21 protein-coding genes are annotated in these 20,615 nt (G+C 31.9%); 11 read left to right on the forward strand and 10 right to left on the reverse strand.

Features of this window, described 5'->3' with window-relative positions; translation table 11 throughout:
- The first annotated feature begins 587 nt into the window (after positions 1 to 587).
- From O0R46_RS05735 to O0R46_RS05755, 5 genes are read left to right on the forward strand one after another with little or no spacing between them, the layout of a single operon-like run.
- Positions 588 to 1,742, forward strand: a complete 1,155-nt coding sequence (locus tag O0R46_RS05735) for an ABC-three component system protein (protein WP_269310767.1) — start codon at positions 588 to 590, stop codon at positions 1,740 to 1,742.
- Complete coding sequence (locus tag O0R46_RS05740) at positions 1,726 to 1,941, forward strand: ABC-three component system middle component 7 (RefSeq protein ID WP_269310768.1); 216 nt, start codon at positions 1,726 to 1,728, stop codon at positions 1,939 to 1,941. The genes O0R46_RS05735 and O0R46_RS05740 overlap by 17 nt, the downstream gene beginning before the upstream one ends.
- Positions 1,935 to 3,596 (forward strand): DUF2326 domain-containing protein, encoded by a 1,662-nt coding sequence (locus tag O0R46_RS05745; protein WP_269310769.1) that lies wholly within the window; start codon positions 1,935 to 1,937, stop codon positions 3,594 to 3,596. The genes O0R46_RS05740 and O0R46_RS05745 overlap by 7 nt, the downstream gene beginning before the upstream one ends.
- The gene (locus O0R46_RS05750) at positions 3,580 to 3,789 is read left to right on the forward strand and encodes a helix-turn-helix domain-containing protein (RefSeq protein ID WP_269310770.1); all 210 of its coding nucleotides are present in this window, start codon (positions 3,580 to 3,582) and stop codon (positions 3,787 to 3,789) included. The genes O0R46_RS05745 and O0R46_RS05750 overlap by 17 nt, the downstream gene beginning before the upstream one ends.
- Before the next feature lies 1 nt (position 3,790).
- Entirely contained in the window at positions 3,791 to 4,447 is a 657-nt protein-coding gene (locus O0R46_RS05755) for an NgoBV family restriction endonuclease (RefSeq protein ID WP_269310771.1), read from the forward strand.
- Between the two features lie 50 nt (positions 4,448 to 4,497).
- On the opposite strand, the gene dcm is transcribed toward O0R46_RS05755, so the two are convergent.
- Positions 4,498 to 5,952, reverse strand: coding sequence for a DNA (cytosine-5-)-methyltransferase (gene dcm, locus O0R46_RS05760; RefSeq protein ID WP_269310772.1), 1,455 nt, complete (start codon positions 5,950 to 5,952; stop codon positions 4,498 to 4,500).
- Positions 5,953 to 6,114: 162 nt separating this feature from the next.
- Here dcm and O0R46_RS05765 point away from each other — a divergent pair, with 162 nt between their 5' ends.
- The 6 genes from O0R46_RS05765 (at position 6,115) to O0R46_RS05790 (ending at position 11,307) form a co-directional block, all read left to right on the forward strand.
- Positions 6,115 to 6,471, forward strand: a complete 357-nt coding sequence (locus O0R46_RS05765) for a helix-turn-helix domain-containing protein (RefSeq protein WP_269310773.1) — start codon at positions 6,115 to 6,117, stop codon at positions 6,469 to 6,471.
- Between the two features lie 116 nt (positions 6,472 to 6,587).
- Positions 6,588 to 8,447 carry a recombinase family protein gene (locus tag O0R46_RS05770; protein ID WP_269310774.1) on the forward strand — a complete coding sequence of 620 codons (1,860 nt, stop codon included), beginning with the start codon at positions 6,588 to 6,590 and terminating at the stop codon, positions 8,445 to 8,447.
- On the forward strand, positions 8,440 to 9,096 hold the full coding sequence (locus O0R46_RS05775) for an integrase (RefSeq protein WP_269310775.1): 657 nt from the start codon (positions 8,440 to 8,442) through the stop codon (positions 9,094 to 9,096). The genes O0R46_RS05770 and O0R46_RS05775 overlap by 8 nt, the downstream gene beginning before the upstream one ends.
- 1 nt (position 9,097) lies before the next feature.
- The gene (locus O0R46_RS05780) at positions 9,098 to 9,469 is read left to right on the forward strand and encodes a hypothetical protein (protein WP_269310776.1); all 372 of its coding nucleotides are present in this window, start codon (positions 9,098 to 9,100) and stop codon (positions 9,467 to 9,469) included.
- 4 nt (positions 9,470 to 9,473) lie between these two features.
- Positions 9,474 to 10,520 carry a ParB N-terminal domain-containing protein gene (locus tag O0R46_RS05785; RefSeq protein WP_269310777.1) on the forward strand — a complete coding sequence of 349 codons (1,047 nt, stop codon included), beginning with the start codon at positions 9,474 to 9,476 and terminating at the stop codon, positions 10,518 to 10,520.
- Complete coding sequence (locus O0R46_RS05790; RefSeq protein ID WP_269310778.1) at positions 10,450 to 11,307, forward strand: DUF6551 family protein; 858 nt, start codon at positions 10,450 to 10,452, stop codon at positions 11,305 to 11,307. The genes O0R46_RS05785 and O0R46_RS05790 overlap by 71 nt, the downstream gene beginning before the upstream one ends.
- Positions 11,308 to 11,350: 43 nt before the next feature.
- On the opposite strand, the gene O0R46_RS05795 is transcribed toward O0R46_RS05790, so the two are convergent.
- The 9 genes from O0R46_RS05795 to ylqF form a co-directional block, all read right to left on the reverse strand.
- Positions 11,351 to 11,488 carry a SymE family type I addiction module toxin gene (locus O0R46_RS05795; RefSeq protein ID WP_269310779.1) on the reverse strand — a complete coding sequence of 46 codons (138 nt, stop codon included), beginning with the start codon at positions 11,486 to 11,488 and terminating at the stop codon, positions 11,351 to 11,353.
- A 208-nt stretch (positions 11,489 to 11,696) separates the two neighbouring features.
- Positions 11,697 to 12,806, reverse strand: coding sequence for a YifB family Mg chelatase-like AAA ATPase (locus O0R46_RS05800; protein WP_269310780.1), 1,110 nt, complete (start codon positions 12,804 to 12,806; stop codon positions 11,697 to 11,699).
- A gap of 2 nt (positions 12,807 to 12,808) precedes the next feature.
- Positions 12,809 to 13,162: a YraN family protein gene (locus O0R46_RS05805; RefSeq protein WP_269310781.1), complete on the reverse strand. Its 354-nt coding sequence runs from the start codon at positions 13,160 to 13,162 to the stop codon at positions 12,809 to 12,811.
- Between the two features lie 145 nt (positions 13,163 to 13,307).
- Positions 13,308 to 15,884 (reverse strand): cell wall-binding repeat-containing protein, encoded by a 2,577-nt coding sequence (locus O0R46_RS05810; RefSeq protein WP_269310782.1) that lies wholly within the window; start codon positions 15,882 to 15,884, stop codon positions 13,308 to 13,310.
- Between the two features lie 268 nt (positions 15,885 to 16,152).
- On the reverse strand, positions 16,153 to 16,530 hold the full coding sequence (locus O0R46_RS05815) for a VOC family protein (RefSeq protein ID WP_269310783.1): 378 nt from the start codon (positions 16,528 to 16,530) through the stop codon (positions 16,153 to 16,155).
- A gap of 1 nt (position 16,531) precedes the next feature.
- Positions 16,532 to 17,557 carry an alpha-hydroxy-acid oxidizing protein gene (locus tag O0R46_RS05820; protein WP_269310784.1) on the reverse strand — a complete coding sequence of 342 codons (1,026 nt, stop codon included), beginning with the start codon at positions 17,555 to 17,557 and terminating at the stop codon, positions 16,532 to 16,534.
- Positions 17,558 to 17,569: 12 nt separating this feature from the next.
- Complete coding sequence (locus O0R46_RS05825; RefSeq protein WP_269310785.1) at positions 17,570 to 18,367, reverse strand: ribonuclease HII; 798 nt, start codon at positions 18,365 to 18,367, stop codon at positions 17,570 to 17,572.
- The gene (gene alr, locus O0R46_RS05830; protein ID WP_269310786.1) at positions 18,360 to 19,538 is read right to left on the reverse strand and encodes an alanine racemase; all 1,179 of its coding nucleotides are present in this window, start codon (positions 19,536 to 19,538) and stop codon (positions 18,360 to 18,362) included. The genes O0R46_RS05825 and alr overlap by 8 nt, the downstream gene beginning before the upstream one ends.
- Before the next feature lie 190 nt (positions 19,539 to 19,728).
- Positions 19,729 to 20,610, reverse strand: a complete 882-nt coding sequence (gene ylqF, locus O0R46_RS05835) for a ribosome biogenesis GTPase YlqF (RefSeq protein ID WP_269310787.1) — start codon at positions 20,608 to 20,610, stop codon at positions 19,729 to 19,731.
- Between the last annotated feature and the right edge of the window lie 5 nt (positions 20,611 to 20,615).

The raw sequence follows: 20,615 nt of genomic DNA on the forward strand, positions 1-20,615 counted from the left end.
TTTCCTGTCCTTTCTGCTGTTAGCAGATAGGGCGGAATACAAAATAGGCCGATACTATATGAAGTACCGACCTTGATATACCTAAAAATAGCCATAGGAAAATAGAGGTACTTCACATAGCACCTCACAGTAAAATCCATGAGTGCTCTATGATGTATCCCAGTCGCCCTATAGCTAATCAGGCTCTGTGATTTAATTGTTTGTAGGCCGATTACTGTAAATCAGTCACTACTTAGTTATATATAAGGTTATTTTTTTAGAGCTTACCTTTTGCTCTTTTTTCTTCTAATAGCGAAGTAATATACCTCCTCATTTCTCATTCATAATTTGTCCATTGTGATTCCTCCTTAGGTTTAAAATAAAAGTACATATACACAGAACATTAAGATAAAATCAATGCAAGTCTAACATTCATCTTTTAATGTAAAAATTGGCGTTTGCCAATGTTTGATTGTAAAAACTTACAGAAACTGATATAATATGTGTATGTCCTGCAATATATATCTAGTATATAAAATTGATATTCTTCAAATTGGACACTTTGGAACAAGCTGGGACAAATAGGACAAAATTGAGGAGAGCAGAAAATGTTATTTACAGAACTAATGCATTCAATTCATCCTCATTTAATAAAGGATGCTGATGTACCTTCTTTTACTAGAAATATCATTCAAATGCTTTGTGATATTCCAGAAGAAGATTGGTACACAAAAAAAGACCCATCATCTGATAAAAGTTACAGAGATGAGTCTTTAAGAAAATATCATAATAGAGGCATATCAAAAAAACTTGCTAAGGCAATGTTAGGAAGACTTACAGAGGATAATTTTATTGATTCTATCCATGACCCTAACAGAAGCGATATTGTTCTTAGTGGATTAGCAAGTGATATTTCCCCTTTCTGCCCAGACAATGATGTCAATGAATCTAATGTTGGCGAAGTCCTATTTGATTTATTTCATAAATCACTGCAGTTTGTTGTAAATCCAGAACTAGAAAATGATAGAAAAATAGCAAGTGCTACATCTTTATCTGCCTCTCTAAAAGGTACATTCGGTAGTGGTCTTCTTGACGATTGTAAATGCACTTGTTCTATGCCTTTATGCGGAAAGTATCTGCAGACTATAAATGGTCTCAACCAAAGTGTCAACAACTACGAAATTATAAAAATTGATGAAAAATCAAACTCTAAATATGAAAATTTGATTGCTGTATGTCATGACTGTTTTCAGGCATACACACTTAAACATACAACCAAAGAATGTAAAGCACTAAAATCTGTTAAGAAACTACAGTCTGACTCTAGGATTTCCAGAAACACCCTAGATGAAATATCTATAAATAAGGGGATTGCCTTAGTGATAGAGAATTTAACAAAAGCCAAACCTAAAGATTTTCTTCCACTTAATTATGATCCTGTAAATGTCCCTGAAAAAATAGATGAAAATACAAACTATTTTCTCATGACTGAAGTAATGCAAAATGTGATACGCTATTACCCTTTTATTGATAACACTATGAAAACACTTTCTAAAAACAATACATACAGTGATGATTTTGTTAGAGCTCAAATAAAAGAATCCTACAAAAAGTTAGAGAGTAAAAATCTAGTACAAGAGCAAATATATCAGGAATTAGCCAATGGAATTCAGCGTATAACAAAACAAGACATCAGATATTGTTATATTGTAGTTTCATATTTTGTACAATCTTGTAAGGTGTTTCATGCTATTACCAAATAAACTATTTTCATATAACGACAGCATACTTTCAAAGCTACCAGTCATATTAAATAACTTATCTACCCCACTTTCTCCAAAACAGCTTTACTATGAAATTAATGCTACTATAACACCAATTGAATTTATGGAAGCTTTGGACTGTTTATATGCTTTGGGAAAGATAGATATTACTACGGAAGGGAGGTTATATATATGCTAAAAGAAATATACAGTGACCAATTAATAACAAAAAATCGTCCAGACGGAATTATAAAATTTCATACAGGACTTAATGTAGTTCTAGGAAGCAAAGTCGGCACTACTTCTATTGGTAAATCAACTACCCTTCTTCTTATAGATTTTGCATTTGGTGGTAATACTTATACTGGAAGTAATGCTGTAAAGGAGTTAGGAAATCATACTATATATTTTACTTTTTCTTTTAATGGCAACGATTATAGATTTGCTAGATCAACTGAAATTCCCGGAGATATAGCTTGGTTAGATAAAGATAAAAACATTCTAAAAGTAGATAGCAAAGACAATTTTATTTCATGGTTAGCAGGTAACTATGGCATGGATCTTCCGGGTCTTAAATTTAGAAATACCATTAGTCGTTTTTTTAGAATATATGGTAAGTCCAATTATTCAGAAACAAGACCACTTCAGACTCGTAGCGGAACTGAATCACAGAAGGATGCATTAGATGTTCTAATTTCTCTCTTTAACAAACATGAAGAAATCCGTGCTTTTAAGGAGCAAGAAAAACTTGCAGAAGAAAAAATATCTGCCTATAGAGCAGCGCGAAAATTTGAATTTGTGCCGTCTTCTGTAGACGGTATGAAGAAATATCAAGCCAACATTGATGAAATCGCAGTTCTTCAGAGAGATAGAGCTTCTTTAGAGCTATCCCACAATGAAGAAGTTAATAAAGAAGAAATAGATAAGGCAAATCAAGCAAATTCTTTAAGGGTTATGCTCTCTGATGCTCGCAGAGCTCTTAGACAAAAGGAAAATGACTTGCATCTTATTGATTTAAACATCAGTCAAGGCATATACCCTACTGAAGCTGACTTAAAAAGTCTTTCCGAATTCTTTCCTGATGTAAATCTAAAGAAGCTAATGGATATAGAAAAATTTCATAACAAAATTCAAACTATACTTAAAGATGAATTATCCGAAGCCAAATCTAAAGCTGAAGAAGAAATTAAACCATTACAAGAATTAGTGGAATCTATTCAGAAACAAATAGAAGTAATCAAACCTTCTATGGCCTTTAGTCAGGAATTTTTATCTGCATACACACAAATAGACAGAAGAATTCATAAATTAGAAGATGAAAATGAAGCTTTTGCAACTAAAAGTCGTTTAGATAGAGAAAAAGCTCAAGCTAGTGAACGTTTAAAAGAACATACCCGAATTATTCTTCATGAAATTCAGCACAGTATAAATACTTTACTAATCGAAATTAGTAGATATGTTTCAAACGGATTGGATAATCCCCCGGATTTAGCAATAAAAGAATATAACAGCTATAATTTTGAAACACCACATGATACTGGAACTGGAACAAACTATAAGGGAATGCTTTATTATGATTTAAGCATTTTAAGGCTTACTCCTCTTCCTGCTATGGCACATGACTCATTACTATTTCCGTTTATCTCAGATGAACATATATGTAAATTATTACAGCTTTATGCTGCTGAAAAGGAAAAGCAAATATTTATTGCCTTCGACCATGAAGAAAATTATGGCACAGAAACTAACAATCTATTAAGAAAACACATGGTACTAAAACTTGATGCCGGAGAAAAAGCTTTGTATGGACGTCAATGGGGACGAAAGGATGCAAATAATGAAAATTCAATATAATAAACTTTGGAAGTTACTAATTGATAAAAATATGAAAAGGGTTGACCTAAGAAGAGTCACAGGCATAAGTGCTAATTCTATAGCAAAACTTGGAAAAAATGAACCCGTTAGAATGGATGTTCTAATGAAAATAGCGGAAGCTTTGGATTGCAAAGTTGAAGACTTATTTGAAACTTTTAAGGAGGAAAAATAAAATGCAAATTAACTCATTACAAGAATTGTTTGAAATCTCAAAAGAAAAATTAGAAGGGCAACATGGTACTATAACAATAACTTTTGCCAACAGAAGCCATGTATATACTGGTAATGATGTTATCGGAAATTGCCTGCAAGAATGGCTTCCAGACTGGTTTAGATTTTTAGGTGTTGATATTAAATCTGGAGAAGGTACACAAGTATTTCCTGATTTTGTTGCTCAGTTTGGAACACAAACCTATGATATGGAAGTCAAAGCTTGGAATATAAATAATGCTCCAGCTTTTGACTTAGCTAATTTCCAGAGTTTTGTAGAAACAACCTATAACTCTCCTGGAAAATTAAATGCTCAATATTTTATTCTAGGATATAAACCGGAAGATGATGGATTTTCCCAAGGATTTACAGTTCAAAAAGTATTTCTTAAGCACATATGGGAAATCACATCTTCAACTGCAAAATATCCTATAGGGCTTCAAGTTAAAAGAAATATGCCTTATGCAATGAGACCTTACAATTTTAATCGTAATCCAGATGGATCATTTGCAACAAAAATCGACTTTATAAAAGCAGTTAAGGAAGCATTCGAAATGTTCCCAAATCCTGCACTCCCATTCACTCCAGATAAATGGTTTGATAAAGTTTCAAGATATTAAAGTAATCTAAAAGAGGTATTGATTGTTAGTCGATACCTCTTTCATCTTATCTATTCACATGATTCGAGCAGTTTTAATGAAACAGCTTTTATTACAGGAATACAAACTGTATTCCCTAACAAATCAAAAGCTTCATTTTTCTTCAATTTATCAAGAGAATAATCATCTGGGAAACCAAATAACTTTAGTCCTTCTTTGACTGTTAAAGAGCGTATTCCGTTTCCAACCGGTACAGCTAATTTCTGTACATCTGTAGCTACAAGTGTAGGGGTAACTTCATCTGGCGATAAAACCTTAGTAAACTCAAATGATAACTTACCAGTTACTATATTATATCCTTTTTCCAATGTTGAATCTGGAACTCTTTTATTACCAATTAACTGCTTAGGATATTCATATGCAATATAACCTTTTTCTACCAAATCTACTAGCATTTCATGCAAATTGGGGTGGGGGTAAAATGTGTGAATCATTTCTTCCGTTAATGGCATTCCATCCATCCACTCTATACCTATTAAATCCGCCCATTTTTTATTCCTACGTTGTTTTAATAAAATGTCTAATAATTCCTTCTGCTCAATACTAACTTCTCCTTTAATACCAATGTCCCAACTATGTACATTGTTCTCACCACCTCTTTTATCTTTTATTGCCTTTCCATATAAATCTTCAACTGAATAATGAGATAAAAGTTTTCTCGTGAAATCTGTATCTACTGGAGGTACTCCTTCGTCTATAATATCTCGTAATTGCACATGCATTTCTTTAAAATTATCAAGGGGCTTTACTTTTCCATCCCTATAACCTATAAAATAAATTCTATTTCTCGACTGTGCTAATCCAAAATCTTTACCATTTAAAACCTTGGTTTCAACGCTGTATCCTAACTCCTTCAATGTATTTTTTATTACTTTGAAGGTTTTCCCTTTATCATGAGATACCAATCCCTCTACATTTTCAAGGACAAATCCTTTAGGTTTCTTTTCCATAAGAATTTTTGCTATATCAAAGAAAAGAGTTCCTCTAGTATCCTGAAATCCTAACCCAAGCCCAGCTTGAGAAAAAGCTTGGCAGGGAAAACCTGCCAGTAAGAACTCAAAATTTGGTAAACTTGATGGTTTTATTTTTGTTATATCACATTTTGCATCTTCACCAAAATAGTTCTTATATGAAGTAATTGCTGCTGGCTTTATATCGCTTGAAAATACACATTTACCTTTCAATCCCATTTCTTTTAAAGCCTGTTCAAAGCCTATTCTTATTCCTCCAAGACCACAGAATAAATCAATATATTTAATTTCATCAGAATCTGCCTTTAAATCTTCTCTGAGATAGATAAGACCTAAATCTATCAAATCTCTACATTTTTGGGAAAATGCTGTACTTGCAGGTAATGGTGCTTTTTCAACCATTTCTATATCTTTTTCATTTAAATAAATAGTTACTGCTTTCTTTTTATTTTCAAGGACTTTTCTTCCTGAACCTTCTCGTATTCCACCGTGCATTCAACCACCTCCGCTTATTGTTGTTATTATACCATAAGGGCATTGTTTTTTCAAGATTTACAAATCCCTAATTAAAATTTTCTTACAAAATCATCATATTTCCTCCCAAAATATAATAGAGAGTATTTTTTACTCTAAATATAAAAATGGAGGTAAAAACATATGATAATTGATTACTTACTCATTGGTATGAGGGTTCGTGAGATAAGGTTAAGTGCTAAGTTCACACAGGAGATGCTTGCAGAACTATCGGATTTATCACCGGTGTATATATCAAACATTGAAAACAACAAGAAAAAGCCGAGTCTAGAATCTGTAGTAAAAATAGCGAATGCCCTTGGTATTACAGTAGACGAGCTGTTAACCGGAAATCTACTATCTCACCCATCTGATTATCAGACGGATATCGATGCACTTATGTATGACTGCGACAAATATGAAAAGCGTTTGTTTTACGAAATCCTAAAATTCACAAAACATATCATTCGTAAAAATCAGTGGTATATAAGTAAAAGATAAGCCGATTTATCAAGAAACCATAAACTGGAGGATAATACCCTAACCTTTGGTTTATGGTTTTTCCATTATGAAAATAATATGATAAATATAAATTTCATAGGAAAGGAATCGTGCTAATGAATGAAAATGAAGTAAGGCTTAAGACTACCGAAGACAAAAAACAAAAAATAAGAGAAAGGTATAAAGGAATCGACTCAGATAAACTTGATGTAATCCCTGCTGTTCCTGTAGAAAACATCTTCAGCGGAACTACAACTAAGCGTGTCGCAGTTTATGCAAGGGTATCTACAGATGATCCAAACCAGACTTCATCCTATGAATTACAGAAAAATCATTACACCGATATGATAAAAAGATATCCAAATTGGAGTCTTGTAGATATTTATGCTGATGAAGGAATCTCAGGTACTTCTCTTCAGCATCGAGATTCTTTTATGCGAATGATGGATGATTGTAATAATGGAAAAATAGACCTTATCGTAACAAAAAGTGTATCCAGATTTGCAAGAAATATAGTTGATTGTATTGATTATGTGAGAAAACTTAAGAATATGAATCCGCCTATAAGTATATTCTTTGAGTCAGAAAATCTTCATACTTTGGACTCTCATAGTGAAATGACCCTTGCCTTCATGGCCACCATAGCCCAAGAAGAAAGTCATACTAAAAGTGAAGTCATGAACTCATCCATAGAAATGCGTTTTAAAAGAGGCATTTTCCTAACTCCCCCACTGCTTGGTTATGACCATAATGAGGATGGAAACCTAGTTATAAATGAAGATGAAGCTAAAGTTGTTCGTCTCATTTTCTTTATGTACCTATATGGATATAGTTGTCAAGTCATAGCAGAAACACTAACGCAGTACGGCTGTAAAACTAAGAAAGGAAATACAAGTTGGTCTTCCGGTAGTATATTACAAATTCTTCAAAATGAAAGACACTGTGGTGATGTTCTTGCAAGAAAAACCTATACACCAAACTTCTTAGACCATAAATCAAAGAAAAATAAAAAGAACAGAAATCAATATAGGCAGATAGGTCATCATGAAAGTATCGTATCAAGAGATGACTTCATAGCTGTTCAGCATCTCATAAACAACTCCAAATATGGAAACAAGGGTATTCTCCCCTCTCTTCATGTGGTAAAAGAAGGATCACTTCTCGGATTTGTATCTATCAATCCCAGATGGGCAGGATTTAAACCCGAAGAATACACTGAAGCCTGTTTATCTGCTTATGAAGGATTAGATGATGAATATATCCAAAATAACAAGATAACTGCTCTAGAGGGCGATTTCGACCTCAGAGGATATGAAATAGCACATGGCCAGTTCTTCAATTCAAGTGGTCGAGCAGCAATCAACATTTCTTCAAGTGAGATTAGCTTTTCTGCAGAAACTGTAAGAAAATTTGGAGATATTTCTCATGTAGAACTTCTAATACATCCTGAAAAAATGATACTTGCTGTAAGGGCTTCTACCCCAGCCAATAATCAAGCTGTTATATGGTCAAAAAAGAAAAATGGGAAAACACTACCAAAGATTATTCGTGGCAAAGCATTTCTCCCTACCATATTTAGACTGTTAAACTGGAAAACAAAATGTAAATATAAAATGCTTGGTATCCTTCATGAAAAGGAGAATGAGAAAGTTCTCCTATTTGACCTAAAAGACACGGAGATAATAATGCCCAGTTCTTTCGTAACACCATCAAAAGAAACCTCCATGAAACCTTTTACTTCCGGTACAGGGCAAAAGGTACTTGCCTATCCTGCAGACTGGAGCGAAGGTTTCGGCAAAAAATACTATAGCCATGCAAAGGAAAAGGAAATCGAAGAAGACGCTTTATCAGAATGGGATGTTACTACAGAAGGTTTGCCATATAAAGAACCGGAACTAAAGGTAACGGACAGAAATACCTTAGATAAAGAAATCAAAAATATCATGAGCGAAATGGAGGTTAATACTGATGCTTGAACAAAAATTTTCGGAAAATATCGACAATAAAAAGAAGCTTCCGGAAATAGAAGTAACCGAGACTGAGTCTTTCAACTATGATGGATTTCAGGTAGTACGTGGAGAATTTTTTTCTCATGTCTTTGAACCGTCATTTACCCTAAATAAAAGCAAGGTTTCTGTAAATAAAGCATGCATCCGCAAATTACCCGATATAGAGTATGTTCAGATTCTTGTTAATTCTGCAGAAAAGAAACTGGCTGTAAGGCCATGTCTTGAAGAAGAAAAAGACTCTGTGAAATGGTGCTCTTCCGGAGAAAAGAAAAATCCCAAACAAATAACCTGCAGAATCTTCTATGCCAAAGTTATAGAGCTGATGGGTTGGAATCCTGACAACAGATATAAGCTACTTGGAAAACTAATGAAATCAAATGATGAGTACCTTTTTATCTTTGATTTGAATAACCCTGAAATATATAAGCCAAAGGCAAGAAACGATGGTAAATCTGTTATATCAAGAACACCCTCCTACCCTTCAAGCTGGCAAAATCAATTCGGTGTTACATTTGAAGAACATAAAAAGAATCTACAAGTAAATATATTTGATGGGGTTGCTGTATTTGGAATTTTAGAAAATAGCAATGAAGCACCATCAGGAAGCGAGGTATAACATGAATGCTTATGAAAATCAAAAGCCTATTGTATGTATAGATCTGAAGAAAAACAGGATCAGAATTCACAAAACCACTCTTCATATGATTGGCGATCCTTCTTTTATAAATCTTTTAGTAAATCCTAAAGAGAAACTTATCGCTATAAAAAAATCCTCTGCTAAAGACAAATCAGCGCTTCGGATAAGAAGTAACCAATTAGATGATGGAAACTGTGTGGAATTCGGATGTAGAGACCTTATTTTACTTCTAAAGGATATAGATAATTCATGGCAAATAAACTCCTCTTATAGAATATATGGAAAATATAACAAAGGAGAATGCTTGGCACAGTTCTCTATAAAAGATTCCATACCAACGGAGGAAATATAATCCTATGAATAATGTAGAATGGAATTTACCAAAACTGGAAAAAGATGAAGAATTCATGTTTCTCATACAGCCTTGCTCAGAATCTGCTTATACAAAACTTGAGGAAAGTATCGTTGATGATGGCTGCCTATCTCCAATCACTATATGGAATGGAATCATAGTCGACGGTCACAAAAGATATGATATTTGCAAAATATGGGGTATACCCTTTAACTTAAAACAATTACAGGTATATACAAAAGCAGAAGTATATTATCAGATATGTTCTGAACAGCTAAAACGGGAAGACCTCACAAGAGAAATGCGTAAATATCTCATAGGAAGAGCCTATCAAGCTGAGGTTGAAAAGAACGCCAATTTATATGTGCGTTCTAATGAAATGAAAGACAGCAAAAGTCATCCCTTTATTCCTCCTAAAGCCTATAACAAACAAGAAATCTCTCATAAGATTGGAAATACATTTCATATAGCACCTGGTACAGTCTTTAAATATGAAACCTATACCAAAATAATAAACAGTCTAAGAGACAAAGACCTTAACCTAGCGGAAAATATACTATCTGGTAAAATACGAGTTTCTCATGAAAATATGGTAGAACTTAATAGACTTCCTGCTCATGAAGTAAAAAGTCTAAATCAATACATCACGGAAAATAGTATTGCACATATAAATTATGCTGTAATAAGGCAGTCACTTCAGTGGAAATATACCTATACGGAAAAATCTGAAACTCGCAGAAGAAAACAGGAACCTTCAAAACTTGCTGCCATAAAAAAGATGCCTAAATATGATCCAGACTCAAGTCTATCCAGTCTTGTTTTCACTTCCCCTTCATGGAGAAGCATTATCGACCGAGCAAGAATAGATACAGATTTTTCAAAGGCATCTAAAAATACTAAAGAAAAAGTATTATACCAGCTTAGACTACTTAAATTGTCGATAAAGGAATTAGAAGATATTATAAAGGAGGATACTACAAATGGAAGACCTACTGAATTATGTGCCGAATGTTCACTTCGAACAGATACCAATAAAGAACCTGGTTTCTAACCAAAATTATCAAAGGAATTTATCCACTAGGCACGTTCAACGAGCAGCTGCTAACTTCGACTTATATCAAGTAAATCCTGTAAAAGTAAGCCGTAGAGATGGAATAAACTATGTTTTTAATGGTCAGCATACCATTGAGATTATTGCCCTTGTTTCAGGCTCTAGAGAAACACCTGTATGGTGCATGATTTATGATGAACTGGAGTATACCGAAGAAGCTGATATCTTTGCAAATCAAATGAAATATGTAAAGCCCCTGCTGCCCTATGAAACTTTTATGGCAAGTATAGAGGCAGGAAGTGATAAGCATCTCATCATTCAGGATTTAGTTGAATCCTATAACCTCACTCTATCATCCGCTAAAATACCCGGTGGCATCTGCGCTATTTCCACTTTAGAAACTATATATGATAAACATGGCTTTCATGTCTTAGACCATGTCCTAAGGCTCCTAATTGGCACTTGGGAGGGTGAACCTAATTCCCTTAGTGCAAATATGCTAAATGGTGTCGCAAGGCTTGTAGCAGCCTATGGAGACCAAATAAAGGATACCGTTTTTAAAGAAAGACTTGGCAGAGTATCCATCAAAACTCTAAGTCAAACCGCCAAAGACAGACGTGTTGGCTCTCTTGGCTATGCTGAGGCTATCCTCATTTTTTATAACAAACGCTCCAAGGTTCATCTCACTTGGGATAAGCTATATGCTAAAAAACCAACTAGGAAAAATAAAGCTGATGATTTGATAGAGTATGAACCACAGGAAGATGATGCATCTGATGATGAGTAGTATAAAGGCTCCGCTTTAAAATTCACGGAGCCTTTTGTTTTTATCAATTTTTTATAGTAATAATCAGTTTTCCGTTTTGACAATCAACATGATATCTCTGCCCTACCTTAAATCCAAATTTTTCTAACCATTTCCCTTTCATCATGATGGTAGGTGTATCATTATATCGATTATTGCTCATTCCATATACTTTCAATGTCCGATTATTTTTCTCCATAATCAACTCCTTTTCTAAAATACTATCGTTAAATTATGCACCCACTAAAAAATTTCTGGTGATGCAATTTATATGTAATTATTTTTGTTTCAGGATTCTTAACTATTTTATGTCTCTTAAACTTACTCAAAGCCTTTGAAATACAGCTATTTCACATAAGCACCCTAAAATATCATTGTATCCATTTGCGTGTGGCGTTGTTCATAGTGGCTAGCATCAAGAAATCAGCAGGAAATCTATGGCTATCATTAACCCTAGATATATTTATAAGACCATCCTCCATAGGCTGTCTTAGCGATTCTATTGTATCTCTTTTAAATTCTGGAAACTCATCTAAAAATAGAATTCCCTTGTGCGCCAAAGTTATTTCACCTAATTTTGCATTCTGTCCTCCACCTATTATAGCTATTTTTGTTGAAGTATGATGTGGTTGTCTAAACGGAGGATATTTCACAATTGGAAGATTATCACCAAGCTTACCTGCCGCACTATAAATTCTAGTTAGAAGTATACTTTGCTCTTTATCCAACTCTGCTTGTATTGATGCCATAGCTTTTGCCAGCATGGTTTTGCCAGTACCAGGTGGTCCGATTAATAACATATTATGACCACCAGCAACTGAGATTATTGCACATCTTTTTGCTAGTTCATTCCCTTTTATACTTTCAAAATCTACTATAATATTGTCATCCATATCCAAAAGTCTATTTGATAGGATTTGCTGATTTAATTTTTCAATTTTTTCTTTAATGTATTTTTCTCTATCCTGATTATCCATTTTTAATACTTTAATACACTCTTTTATATGAGATACTGGTACTATATTATCTTTTTTTATTGACATACATTCTATATAATTTTCTTCTGGTATAAAAAAATATTGGTCGTCTTCACTGACTATATCTAATACTATAGATAATATTCCATCCATTCTTTTTATGCTTCCATTAAGCGATAATTCCCCAAGAAAAATAGAATTTTCTAATATCCCTTTATCAAATGATATTGTGCTATTTAATACTGCTATACAAATTGCCAAATCCAAATATGATCCATCTTTTTTTATATTTGCAGGGGATAAATTTACTACAATCCTATGTAAAGGAAAAACATAACCACTGTTAATTATAGCTGATTTTACTCTTTCTTTTGATTCCCTTACTTGAGCACCTGCTAGACCTACTATTGAAAAATATGGCATACCCTTACTTATATCCACCTCTACTTGAATAAAATTTCCACCTATTCCTGTAATAATACCTGATTTTGTAAAATATATCATAATTACCTCAATTCATATGCATTTTTTATATGTCTAATTTTTCTTTCCTTATAATAAACTTCAAATATATCGAATCTTATATTCATATCTTTTATATTGTTACAAGCTATAAAATATCTAGCTACATTTATTATCTTATTCATTTTTTTTATATCTACAGCTTGACATGGTAATCCGAATTTTTCATTAGTTCTTGTTTTTACCTCACCAAAAATTAATGTATTAGACTCAGTGAAAATAATGTCTATTTCACCATTTCGTATTCTAAAATTTCTATTCAATGTATGATATCCTCTTTTTTCTAAATAGATCGCAACAGCCTCTTCACCTAATTTACCAAGTTCATATCTATTCATTGCCACACCTCCTACTTTTCTATAGACATAATTTAAATAATATAGTTTTATACACGACAAAAGACCAGCTATATATAGCTGGTCTTTTGGGGCAATACAATATAAAAATCTCTATATTTTCATTATATATAATAATAATCCGTTTCTATTTCTTATGTAAATTTCGTATTTTCTCAATGACGTTAGTAGATATTATATTTTCACTTCCAACAACATAAATTTTTCTGTAAGAATTTACATAATCGCTAATTATTTTTGGTAATTCTTTTGACTTGGTAAACATAATTGGACTAGCGTATTTGAAATACAGGCAAGATGATGTCAAACTATCTCTAAAATCTTCTCCAGAACTTACAACAAATGTCTTACTTGAGGGATATAGATATTTAGCTACTTCTATTGAAGTTGAATACCTATTTTCTCCTGATATTCTCTTAATGTTCTTATTTCTAAAGTTATTTTTAACTTGATTGTTTGGCACTGACGAGTTACCACCAATTACAATAACATTTTTAATGTCACCCCTTATTGCGAATTTAACCGTCCAAGGCAATTTTTCTTTACTTGTTAAAAGTATTGGGTTCTGATTTTTTATTGCAATTGAGCTTGCTAGTATTCCATCAGTAAAATTTTCACCAGATGTCAATATAATTTCAGCTTTAAATTTATTTATACTTTTTATTTTATTATACACAGCTACTGATGTCGAATATCTATTAGCTCCTTGAATTCTTTCAAGTTTATACTTATCTTTTTCTAAGCCATTATATATATTTTTTGATACAGACGATTCACCGCCGACTATTATTATATTTTTTACTCCTAACCTATGTAATTCATTTTTTGCTTCTGAACTTATTCTATCAGCTTCAGTAACTAATATAGGAGCATTATAAATACTAGCTAATGGTGATGCTAGTATTGCATCTGTATAATTATTCTTGCTTACCAATATTGCATAGTTAGATTTATCATATGATTTCTTACTTATTTCAGTTGCAATTTGAATCGGCTTTTTGCCTGGTATTCTTTCAATATTGCTATCAGGTTTAGGTTTATCTGGATTAATTGACTCAGCAGGCATAGTAAAATGAACAACACCACTAAAAGTTCCATATAGTTCAAACGGCATATCATCTGACACCAAAGTTCCAAACTTTGAAAAAGGTACATCTATTTTCATACCATTTTTATAACTTGTTTTAGGTATACTAATCTTTAAATTTTCACCCTCAGAAACTATCTTAATATTTGCAGCATTATTTAAATCTACTACTTTATTATTTATTTCTACTGCATCTCCTATTTCAAAATCATCTTTTAGGGACTGGTCGAGTTTTTGGCTAGCATCAATTGGTAAAACAGATCCATCTGCAAGACGAACTGGATTTTTAATAATAAATTCAATATTATTATCTTGATATTTTTCAGATACAATTTCGGCCTTCATAGATTTGTCTTGTCTATCTAGTACATAAAAACCTTGTGTGCCTTTTTTACCTGTTTCCTTTAGGAAGGACAAGTCTATTAAATGATTGTGTGTGAAGTTTATTACTTCTGCGTTGACAGTCTTTAGAGAGTCAAATTCGCTAATGTTGTTTAAATATCCCTTAACATCTGATAAGTTTTTCATATTTTTAAGCACACTTATGTCTTCAACATTGTTTACAGCAAAATTGAATTCTTTCATATTTACCATATTTGATAAAGGACTAATGTCCTTTACATGGTTCTTATATAAATATAAAGTACTTAGATTTGTTAAATTAGCCAAGGGTTTTATGTCCGTAATACTATTACCTCTAAGTATTAATGTTTTTAATTTTGTCAAATTGCTAAGTGGGCTTAAATCTTTAACCAAAACTGTATCTTGTATATAAAGAGTTTCTAAATTTGTCATCATAGATAACTTTGATATGTCTGAAATTACATTTCCACTTTGGTCAGGTGGATCAAAAGGCCCTGTATATGTACCATTAATCTGTAACTCTTTTAGTTGAGGTTTAGAACCTATCTTATCAATTGATTTAATTACATTTCCGCTCAATCTTAAAACTACTAAGTTTTTCAAATTTTCAATAGGACTAATTTCTGATATTTTATTATTATCTAAATATAATTCCTTTAAACCTGTCAAATTTTTAATAGCTGACAAGTCACTTATCTTGTTTTCTGTAGCTGTTAGTTTTTCTATTTTTATTGAGTTCTCAATACCTGAAAAATTAGTTATGTTATTTGAACTTATATTCAAATCTACTAAATTGTGCATATTACTTATAATACTTAAATCGTTTAAATCATTACTCTTTAAGTATAACTTTTCTACATTTGTCAAACTGGAAATCAAATTTATATCAGGTGCATGTAGACTCGATAGGTGCAGGTCTACAACATTTACAGCTTCTTCTAACCCTTTTATGCTCTTTGCACTAATAGGATTGTATGAAGAATCAAATAAAGGACCTACTGTTAGTTTTTTTAAATTTTTCATATCTCCAACAGTTGGTTCATAGCTTGTTGCCAAAGTCTTATCAATTGCCTTGCTAGTGTCAAAAAGATTATTTGGATCTTTCAAGCAATTTACAACTTCTTTCTTTATATTTTCATCTCCAAATACTACCTTGCTAGTATCATCAGCTTCTGATGCCCATGAATAGTTTACAAAACAGGTTGTAAAAATAAAGATAAATGACATAAACAAAAATAAAATTCTTTTTTTCATAAATTTTCCTTCATAATAATTTAATAAAATATTTAATCTACCATAGATAAATATAGCATTCTAATTCTATTAATACAATCAATATACGTATATGTATCTATTGTATTTTTCTATAAAATGACGCATGTAGATATATTTTTTTTATAATTGACAATCAATATATTCCTATATTTTTTATTGTTTAAAAAATCAAATACTGTCATATAGTAATATAAAATTATTAACATAAAAAATGCTGATCATAAGACCAGCATTAAAATAGTATTTATTATTTTTTAGTATGTCTATCTCTTGGTAATATCTCTATCCAATAACCGTCTGGATCTATAATAAAGTAAATTCCCATTGAGTGATTTTCAAATATTACTATACCCATTTCTTTATGCTTTTTATAAGTAGCTTCATAATCGTCAGTATTTAATGCTAAATGGAATTCACATTCTCCTAGGTTATATGGCTCTTTTCTATCTCTTAACCATGTTAATTCTAACTGAAAGTCTGTTTGCCCATCTCCTAAATAAACTAATTTAAAAGATCCGTCTTCTGCATTTTTTTCTCTTACTGGCTTTAATCCCAAAGCATCATCATAAAATTTCAAACTTTTTTCTAAGTCTAATACATTAAAATTGAAATGTTCAAATCTCATTCTACTTCACATCCTTATATATTATTCTGTCTGTTATAGATTTCAAATCTGCACATCCAGTCAAGACCATAGCAGATTCTAAATCTCCTCTTAGTCTATCTATATATAATTCTACCCCTTCAGTCTGTCCACCAAACGATGCTGTTACAAATGGTCTTCCTATTAGACAGGCATCAGCTCCTAATGCAAGCATTTTTAATACATCTACACCTGTTCTTATACCACCATCTACTAGTATCTTACATTTCCCATCGACTGCTTTTACTATTTCAGGAAGTACATCTGCTGAACCAGGAGCATAGTCCTGAACCCTTCCTCCATGATTTGATACAACTATAGCATATACACCAGCATCTGCAGCCATTTTAGCTTCATCTGGTGTCATTATACCCTTTAATATAAATGGAAGTTCAGTAGAATCAACCAACTCTTTTATCTGATCTATTTTTTTTGCAAATACAGGTGTTCCGTGTAACTTTAGTGTTATTAAGCCACATGCATCTATATCTATACCTACAGCTATAGCACCTGCTTTTTCTGCATCTCTAATTTTACTTATAATTTCTTCATTTTCCCATGGTTTTATAAAAACTATACCATGACCATTATTTTCTTTTATCACTTCAAGATTTTCAATCAAAAACTGTGGTACTGCTGTATCTCCTACCATTGCATAGATATCTTTATTTTTGCAACCGACAACTACTGGTTCTATATATTCTCTTTCAGTAACTTGTCCGCCCATATTAAGAGTTGTACCTGTAATAGGAGCTGCCATTATAGGTAATGCAAGCTTTTTCCCAAATAATTCAATACTTGTATCAACTTCACTCACATCATGTATGACCCTCATGTTGAGTTTTATTTTTTCTAAGGCTTTTATATTTTCCATAAATGCACTACCTGTACCTTTGCCACCCATACCTGGCACTTCGCCACGACAAGCTACACCATCGCAAACTTTACACACTCTACATGTTCCTTTAAACTTCTTTCTAGCTTCATTCTCCACTTCTTGAAAATTCATGAAAACACCCCTTTAATAATTGATATTTTTTAAAAAACTCTTTCTATGTATAGGCGTAATGCCATAATTCATTATACCACTATAATGGTCTTTTGTTCCATATCCCTTATTAGAAGAAAATCCATAATGAGGATATTTTTTATCCATATCATACATTATTCTATCTCTTGTAACCTTTGCTAATATACTAGCTGCTGCTATAGATATAGATTTTGAATCTCCTTTTATTATAGGCACTTGTGCTATATTGAGATCTGGTATTGTAACGGCATCATTTAATAAACAATCTGGTTTTTCTTTAAGCATATCTATAGCTCTTTTCATGGCTAGATATGTTGCGTTTAATATATTGATTTCATCTATTTCTACATTATCTGCAATACCAATACCATAATCTTTAGCATTTTTAATTATATATTCAAAAAGCTCTTCTCTCTTTGACTCTTTAATTTTTTTAGAATCGTCTACACCTGGTATTTTAGTCATTCTATCAAAAACTACTACAGCGGCTACCACAGGCCCAGCTAAAGGTCCTCTACCGGCTTCATCCACTCCTCCTATATAAATATAGCCTTTATCGTATGCTATTTCTTCAAATTCATTTATTCTTATTAATCTTTCTTCTTCCAATTTTATTTTTTCAAGTCTCTTATTAAGGCTATTACAGATACTTAATACTGATTTTCTCTCATCTGCACCGAATAAATTGATAAAGTCCAGATATTTATCTGGACTTATTTTATCTGCTAGTTCCTTAATTTGATATGTTTTGAATTTTGATATTTCTTCTTTACTTATACTTTTAAGCATTCTTTTCTCCATTCAAATAATCTACTATCTTAACTATCTCATTATTTAATTTATAAGCTCTTTTAACTCTCTTATCTACAGCACATAATACTTCATGTTCTATAGTTTCACACTCCTTTGCTACTTGGACAACACTTATATATTGATCTCCAAATATTAGAACTTCATCACCTATTTTTATATCTTTATCCATAGGAATTCTGACCATAGTTTGATCCATACAGATTCTGCCAACTACTGGACATTTATTTCCGTTAATGTATACATGTGGATGTCTTCTTCCTCTTAAAAATCCATCAGCATACCCTACTGCTATTGTTGCTATTCTTTCATCAACCGTTGTAAAATAAGTTCTTCCATATCCAATTGATACACCTGGTTCTAAATTCTTTATATTAGTCACTTTAGTCTTAAATGACATAACAGGCTTTACATCTACTGTATGATCTACCTCGTCTGATGGATATACACCATATTGTACTATCCCTGGTCTAACCATATCGTATCTTTCTATAGATTCCAAAATCTCAGCACTATTTGAACAATGAACTATTTGAGGCCTAATATTTAAATTTTCTAATTCTCTAACTATTGAATTAAATCTAAACATCTGTAAATCTTTGAATTCTTTATTTTTTATATCAGCTGTAGCAAAGTGGGTAAACATACCTTCCATAATCACATTTTCTAGTTGACTTATCTTTTTTATTTCAGAAATAATAGAATCTAGATTATCATCTTTCACTACAAAACCTAGTCTTGACATACCAGTATCCAACTTTATATGTATTTTAGCACTTAGATTTTCTTCTTTGGCTATTTTATCTAAAAAATAAGCCGTTTCATAAGAAAATATAGTCATTGATATATTTTCTCTTATAGCTTCTCTATAATCATCTGGATCTGTAACTCCAAGATTCAATATAGGTAATCTTATACCATTATTTCTCAGTTGAAATCCTTCTGAAGTTCTAGCAACTGCAAAAAAATCTGCACCCAACTCTTCATAAAATTTACCCAGTTCTACAGAACCATGACCATATGCATCAGCTTTTAAAACCATGCACATTTTTACATTATCACTTACTTTTTCTTTTATGCCTTCAAAATTGTGTTTAATATTATCTAAGTCTATCTCTACCCATGTACTTCCTAAAGATTTTTCCTCCATAGTACCACCTTCGCTTTCTTTTTCAGAAAATATAAACAAATTATTAAATAAATTATATTTAATAATTTATACTATGTCAATGGATTTTACTTAATTAAATCCTATATACTCTTATTTATTTAAAGAAAACTTCGTATATTTCAACAATATTTACAATTATAAAGAATATTTTCTGTATGAAAGCTTTTGACTATTTAACTTTCTCTAGACAAATTTTTCCAATTTTACCTTCTCTAAATTCATTTAAAACTGTTTGAGCTATTCTAGTATAGTCTAATTCTCTTCCACTTAATATAAATCCTCTTTTTCTGCCAATTTCTTCCATTACATCTAGTGGATTATCACTCAAATGATTTAATTTGTATCTATCCATCAAATCTTCTGGTGCTATTTCTATCAATCTCTCTATCAGTCTAAGACCAAGAGTTTCAACATCTAAAATTTCATCTTTAATTGCCCTAGTAAAAGCAAGATTCAAAGCAACTTCTTGATCTTCAAACTTCGGCCATAATATACCTGGAGTATCTAATAATTCCATATCTCCTCTTATTTTTACCCATTGCTTACCTTTTGTGACACCTGGTCTATCACCTGTCTGTGTACTTTTTCTACCTGATAATTTATTTATTATAGAAGATTTACCTACATTTGGAACTCCTACTATCATCAGTCTAATAGCTCTAGCTATTCTTCCTTTTTCTATATACGAGTCCATCAAATCTTTTGTTTGAGCCTTGCATTCGTTTACTACTTTGTTTATCCCCTCACCTGTCATCGAATTTATCGGTATTACCTTCAATCCCTGAGACTTATAATATTCAATCCAAAAATCTATATCTTTTTTTTTCACTAAGTCAGACTTGTTTAATAAAAGTATTCTACTTTTATCTCCAACCAATCTATCTATATCTGGATTTCTACTACTAAGTGGTATTCTAGCATCTATTAATTCTATTACTAAATCTACTAGTTTTAAATTATTTTGAACTAACTCTTTAGTCTTTTTCATATGGCCAGGATACCAGTTTATATTCAAGTTATCATCTTTTAAATATTCTTCATTATATGCCATTATAT

The organism is Peptostreptococcus equinus, from assembly GCF_027125355.1.
GTDB lineage: Bacteria > Bacillota > Clostridia > Peptostreptococcales > Peptostreptococcaceae > Peptostreptococcus > Peptostreptococcus equinus.

What these genes read in the sequence shown, in the direction of transcription:
- O0R46_RS05735 (WP_269310767.1), top strand. Translation starts at nt 588, where the DNA reads ATGTTATTTACAGAACTAATGCATTCAATTCATCCTCATTTAATAAAG.
- O0R46_RS05740 (WP_269310768.1), top strand. Translation starts at nt 1,726, where the DNA reads ATGCTATTACCAAATAAACTATTTTCATATAACGACAGCATACTTTCA.
- O0R46_RS05745 (WP_269310769.1), top strand. Translation starts at nt 1,935, where the DNA reads ATGCTAAAAGAAATATACAGTGACCAATTAATAACAAAAAATCGTCCA.
- O0R46_RS05750 (WP_269310770.1), top strand. Translation starts at nt 3,580, where the DNA reads ATGAAAATTCAATATAATAAACTTTGGAAGTTACTAATTGATAAAAAT.
- O0R46_RS05755 (WP_269310771.1), top strand. Translation starts at nt 3,791, where the DNA reads ATGCAAATTAACTCATTACAAGAATTGTTTGAAATCTCAAAAGAAAAA.
- dcm (WP_269310772.1), bottom strand. Translation starts at nt 5,952, where the DNA reads ATGCACGGTGGAATACGAGAAGGTTCAGGAAGAAAAGTCCTTGAAAAT.
- O0R46_RS05765 (WP_269310773.1), top strand. Translation starts at nt 6,115, where the DNA reads ATGATAATTGATTACTTACTCATTGGTATGAGGGTTCGTGAGATAAGG.
- O0R46_RS05770 (WP_269310774.1), top strand. Translation starts at nt 6,588, where the DNA reads ATGAATGAAAATGAAGTAAGGCTTAAGACTACCGAAGACAAAAAACAA.
- O0R46_RS05775 (WP_269310775.1), top strand. Translation starts at nt 8,440, where the DNA reads ATGCTTGAACAAAAATTTTCGGAAAATATCGACAATAAAAAGAAGCTT.
- O0R46_RS05780 (WP_269310776.1), top strand. Translation starts at nt 9,098, where the DNA reads ATGAATGCTTATGAAAATCAAAAGCCTATTGTATGTATAGATCTGAAG.
- O0R46_RS05785 (WP_269310777.1), top strand. Translation starts at nt 9,474, where the DNA reads ATGAATAATGTAGAATGGAATTTACCAAAACTGGAAAAAGATGAAGAA.
- O0R46_RS05790 (WP_269310778.1), top strand. Translation starts at nt 10,450, where the DNA reads ATGGAAGACCTACTGAATTATGTGCCGAATGTTCACTTCGAACAGATA.
- O0R46_RS05795 (WP_269310779.1), bottom strand. Translation starts at nt 11,488, where the DNA reads ATGAGCAATAATCGATATAATGATACACCTACCATCATGATGAAAGGG.
- O0R46_RS05800 (WP_269310780.1), bottom strand. Translation starts at nt 12,806, where the DNA reads ATGATATATTTTACAAAATCAGGTATTATTACAGGAATAGGTGGAAAT.
- O0R46_RS05805 (WP_269310781.1), bottom strand. Translation starts at nt 13,162, where the DNA reads ATGAATAGATATGAACTTGGTAAATTAGGTGAAGAGGCTGTTGCGATC.
- O0R46_RS05810 (WP_269310782.1), bottom strand. Translation starts at nt 15,884, where the DNA reads ATGAAAAAAAGAATTTTATTTTTGTTTATGTCATTTATCTTTATTTTT.
- O0R46_RS05815 (WP_269310783.1), bottom strand. Translation starts at nt 16,530, where the DNA reads ATGAGATTTGAACATTTCAATTTTAATGTATTAGACTTAGAAAAAAGT.
- O0R46_RS05820 (WP_269310784.1), bottom strand. Translation starts at nt 17,557, where the DNA reads ATGAATTTTCAAGAAGTGGAGAATGAAGCTAGAAAGAAGTTTAAAGGA.
- O0R46_RS05825 (WP_269310785.1), bottom strand. Translation starts at nt 18,367, where the DNA reads ATGCTTAAAAGTATAAGTAAAGAAGAAATATCAAAATTCAAAACATAT.
- alr (WP_269310786.1), bottom strand. Translation starts at nt 19,538, where the DNA reads ATGGAGGAAAAATCTTTAGGAAGTACATGGGTAGAGATAGACTTAGAT.
- ylqF (WP_269310787.1), bottom strand. Translation starts at nt 20,610, where the DNA reads ATGGCATATAATGAAGAATATTTAAAAGATGATAACTTGAATATAAAC.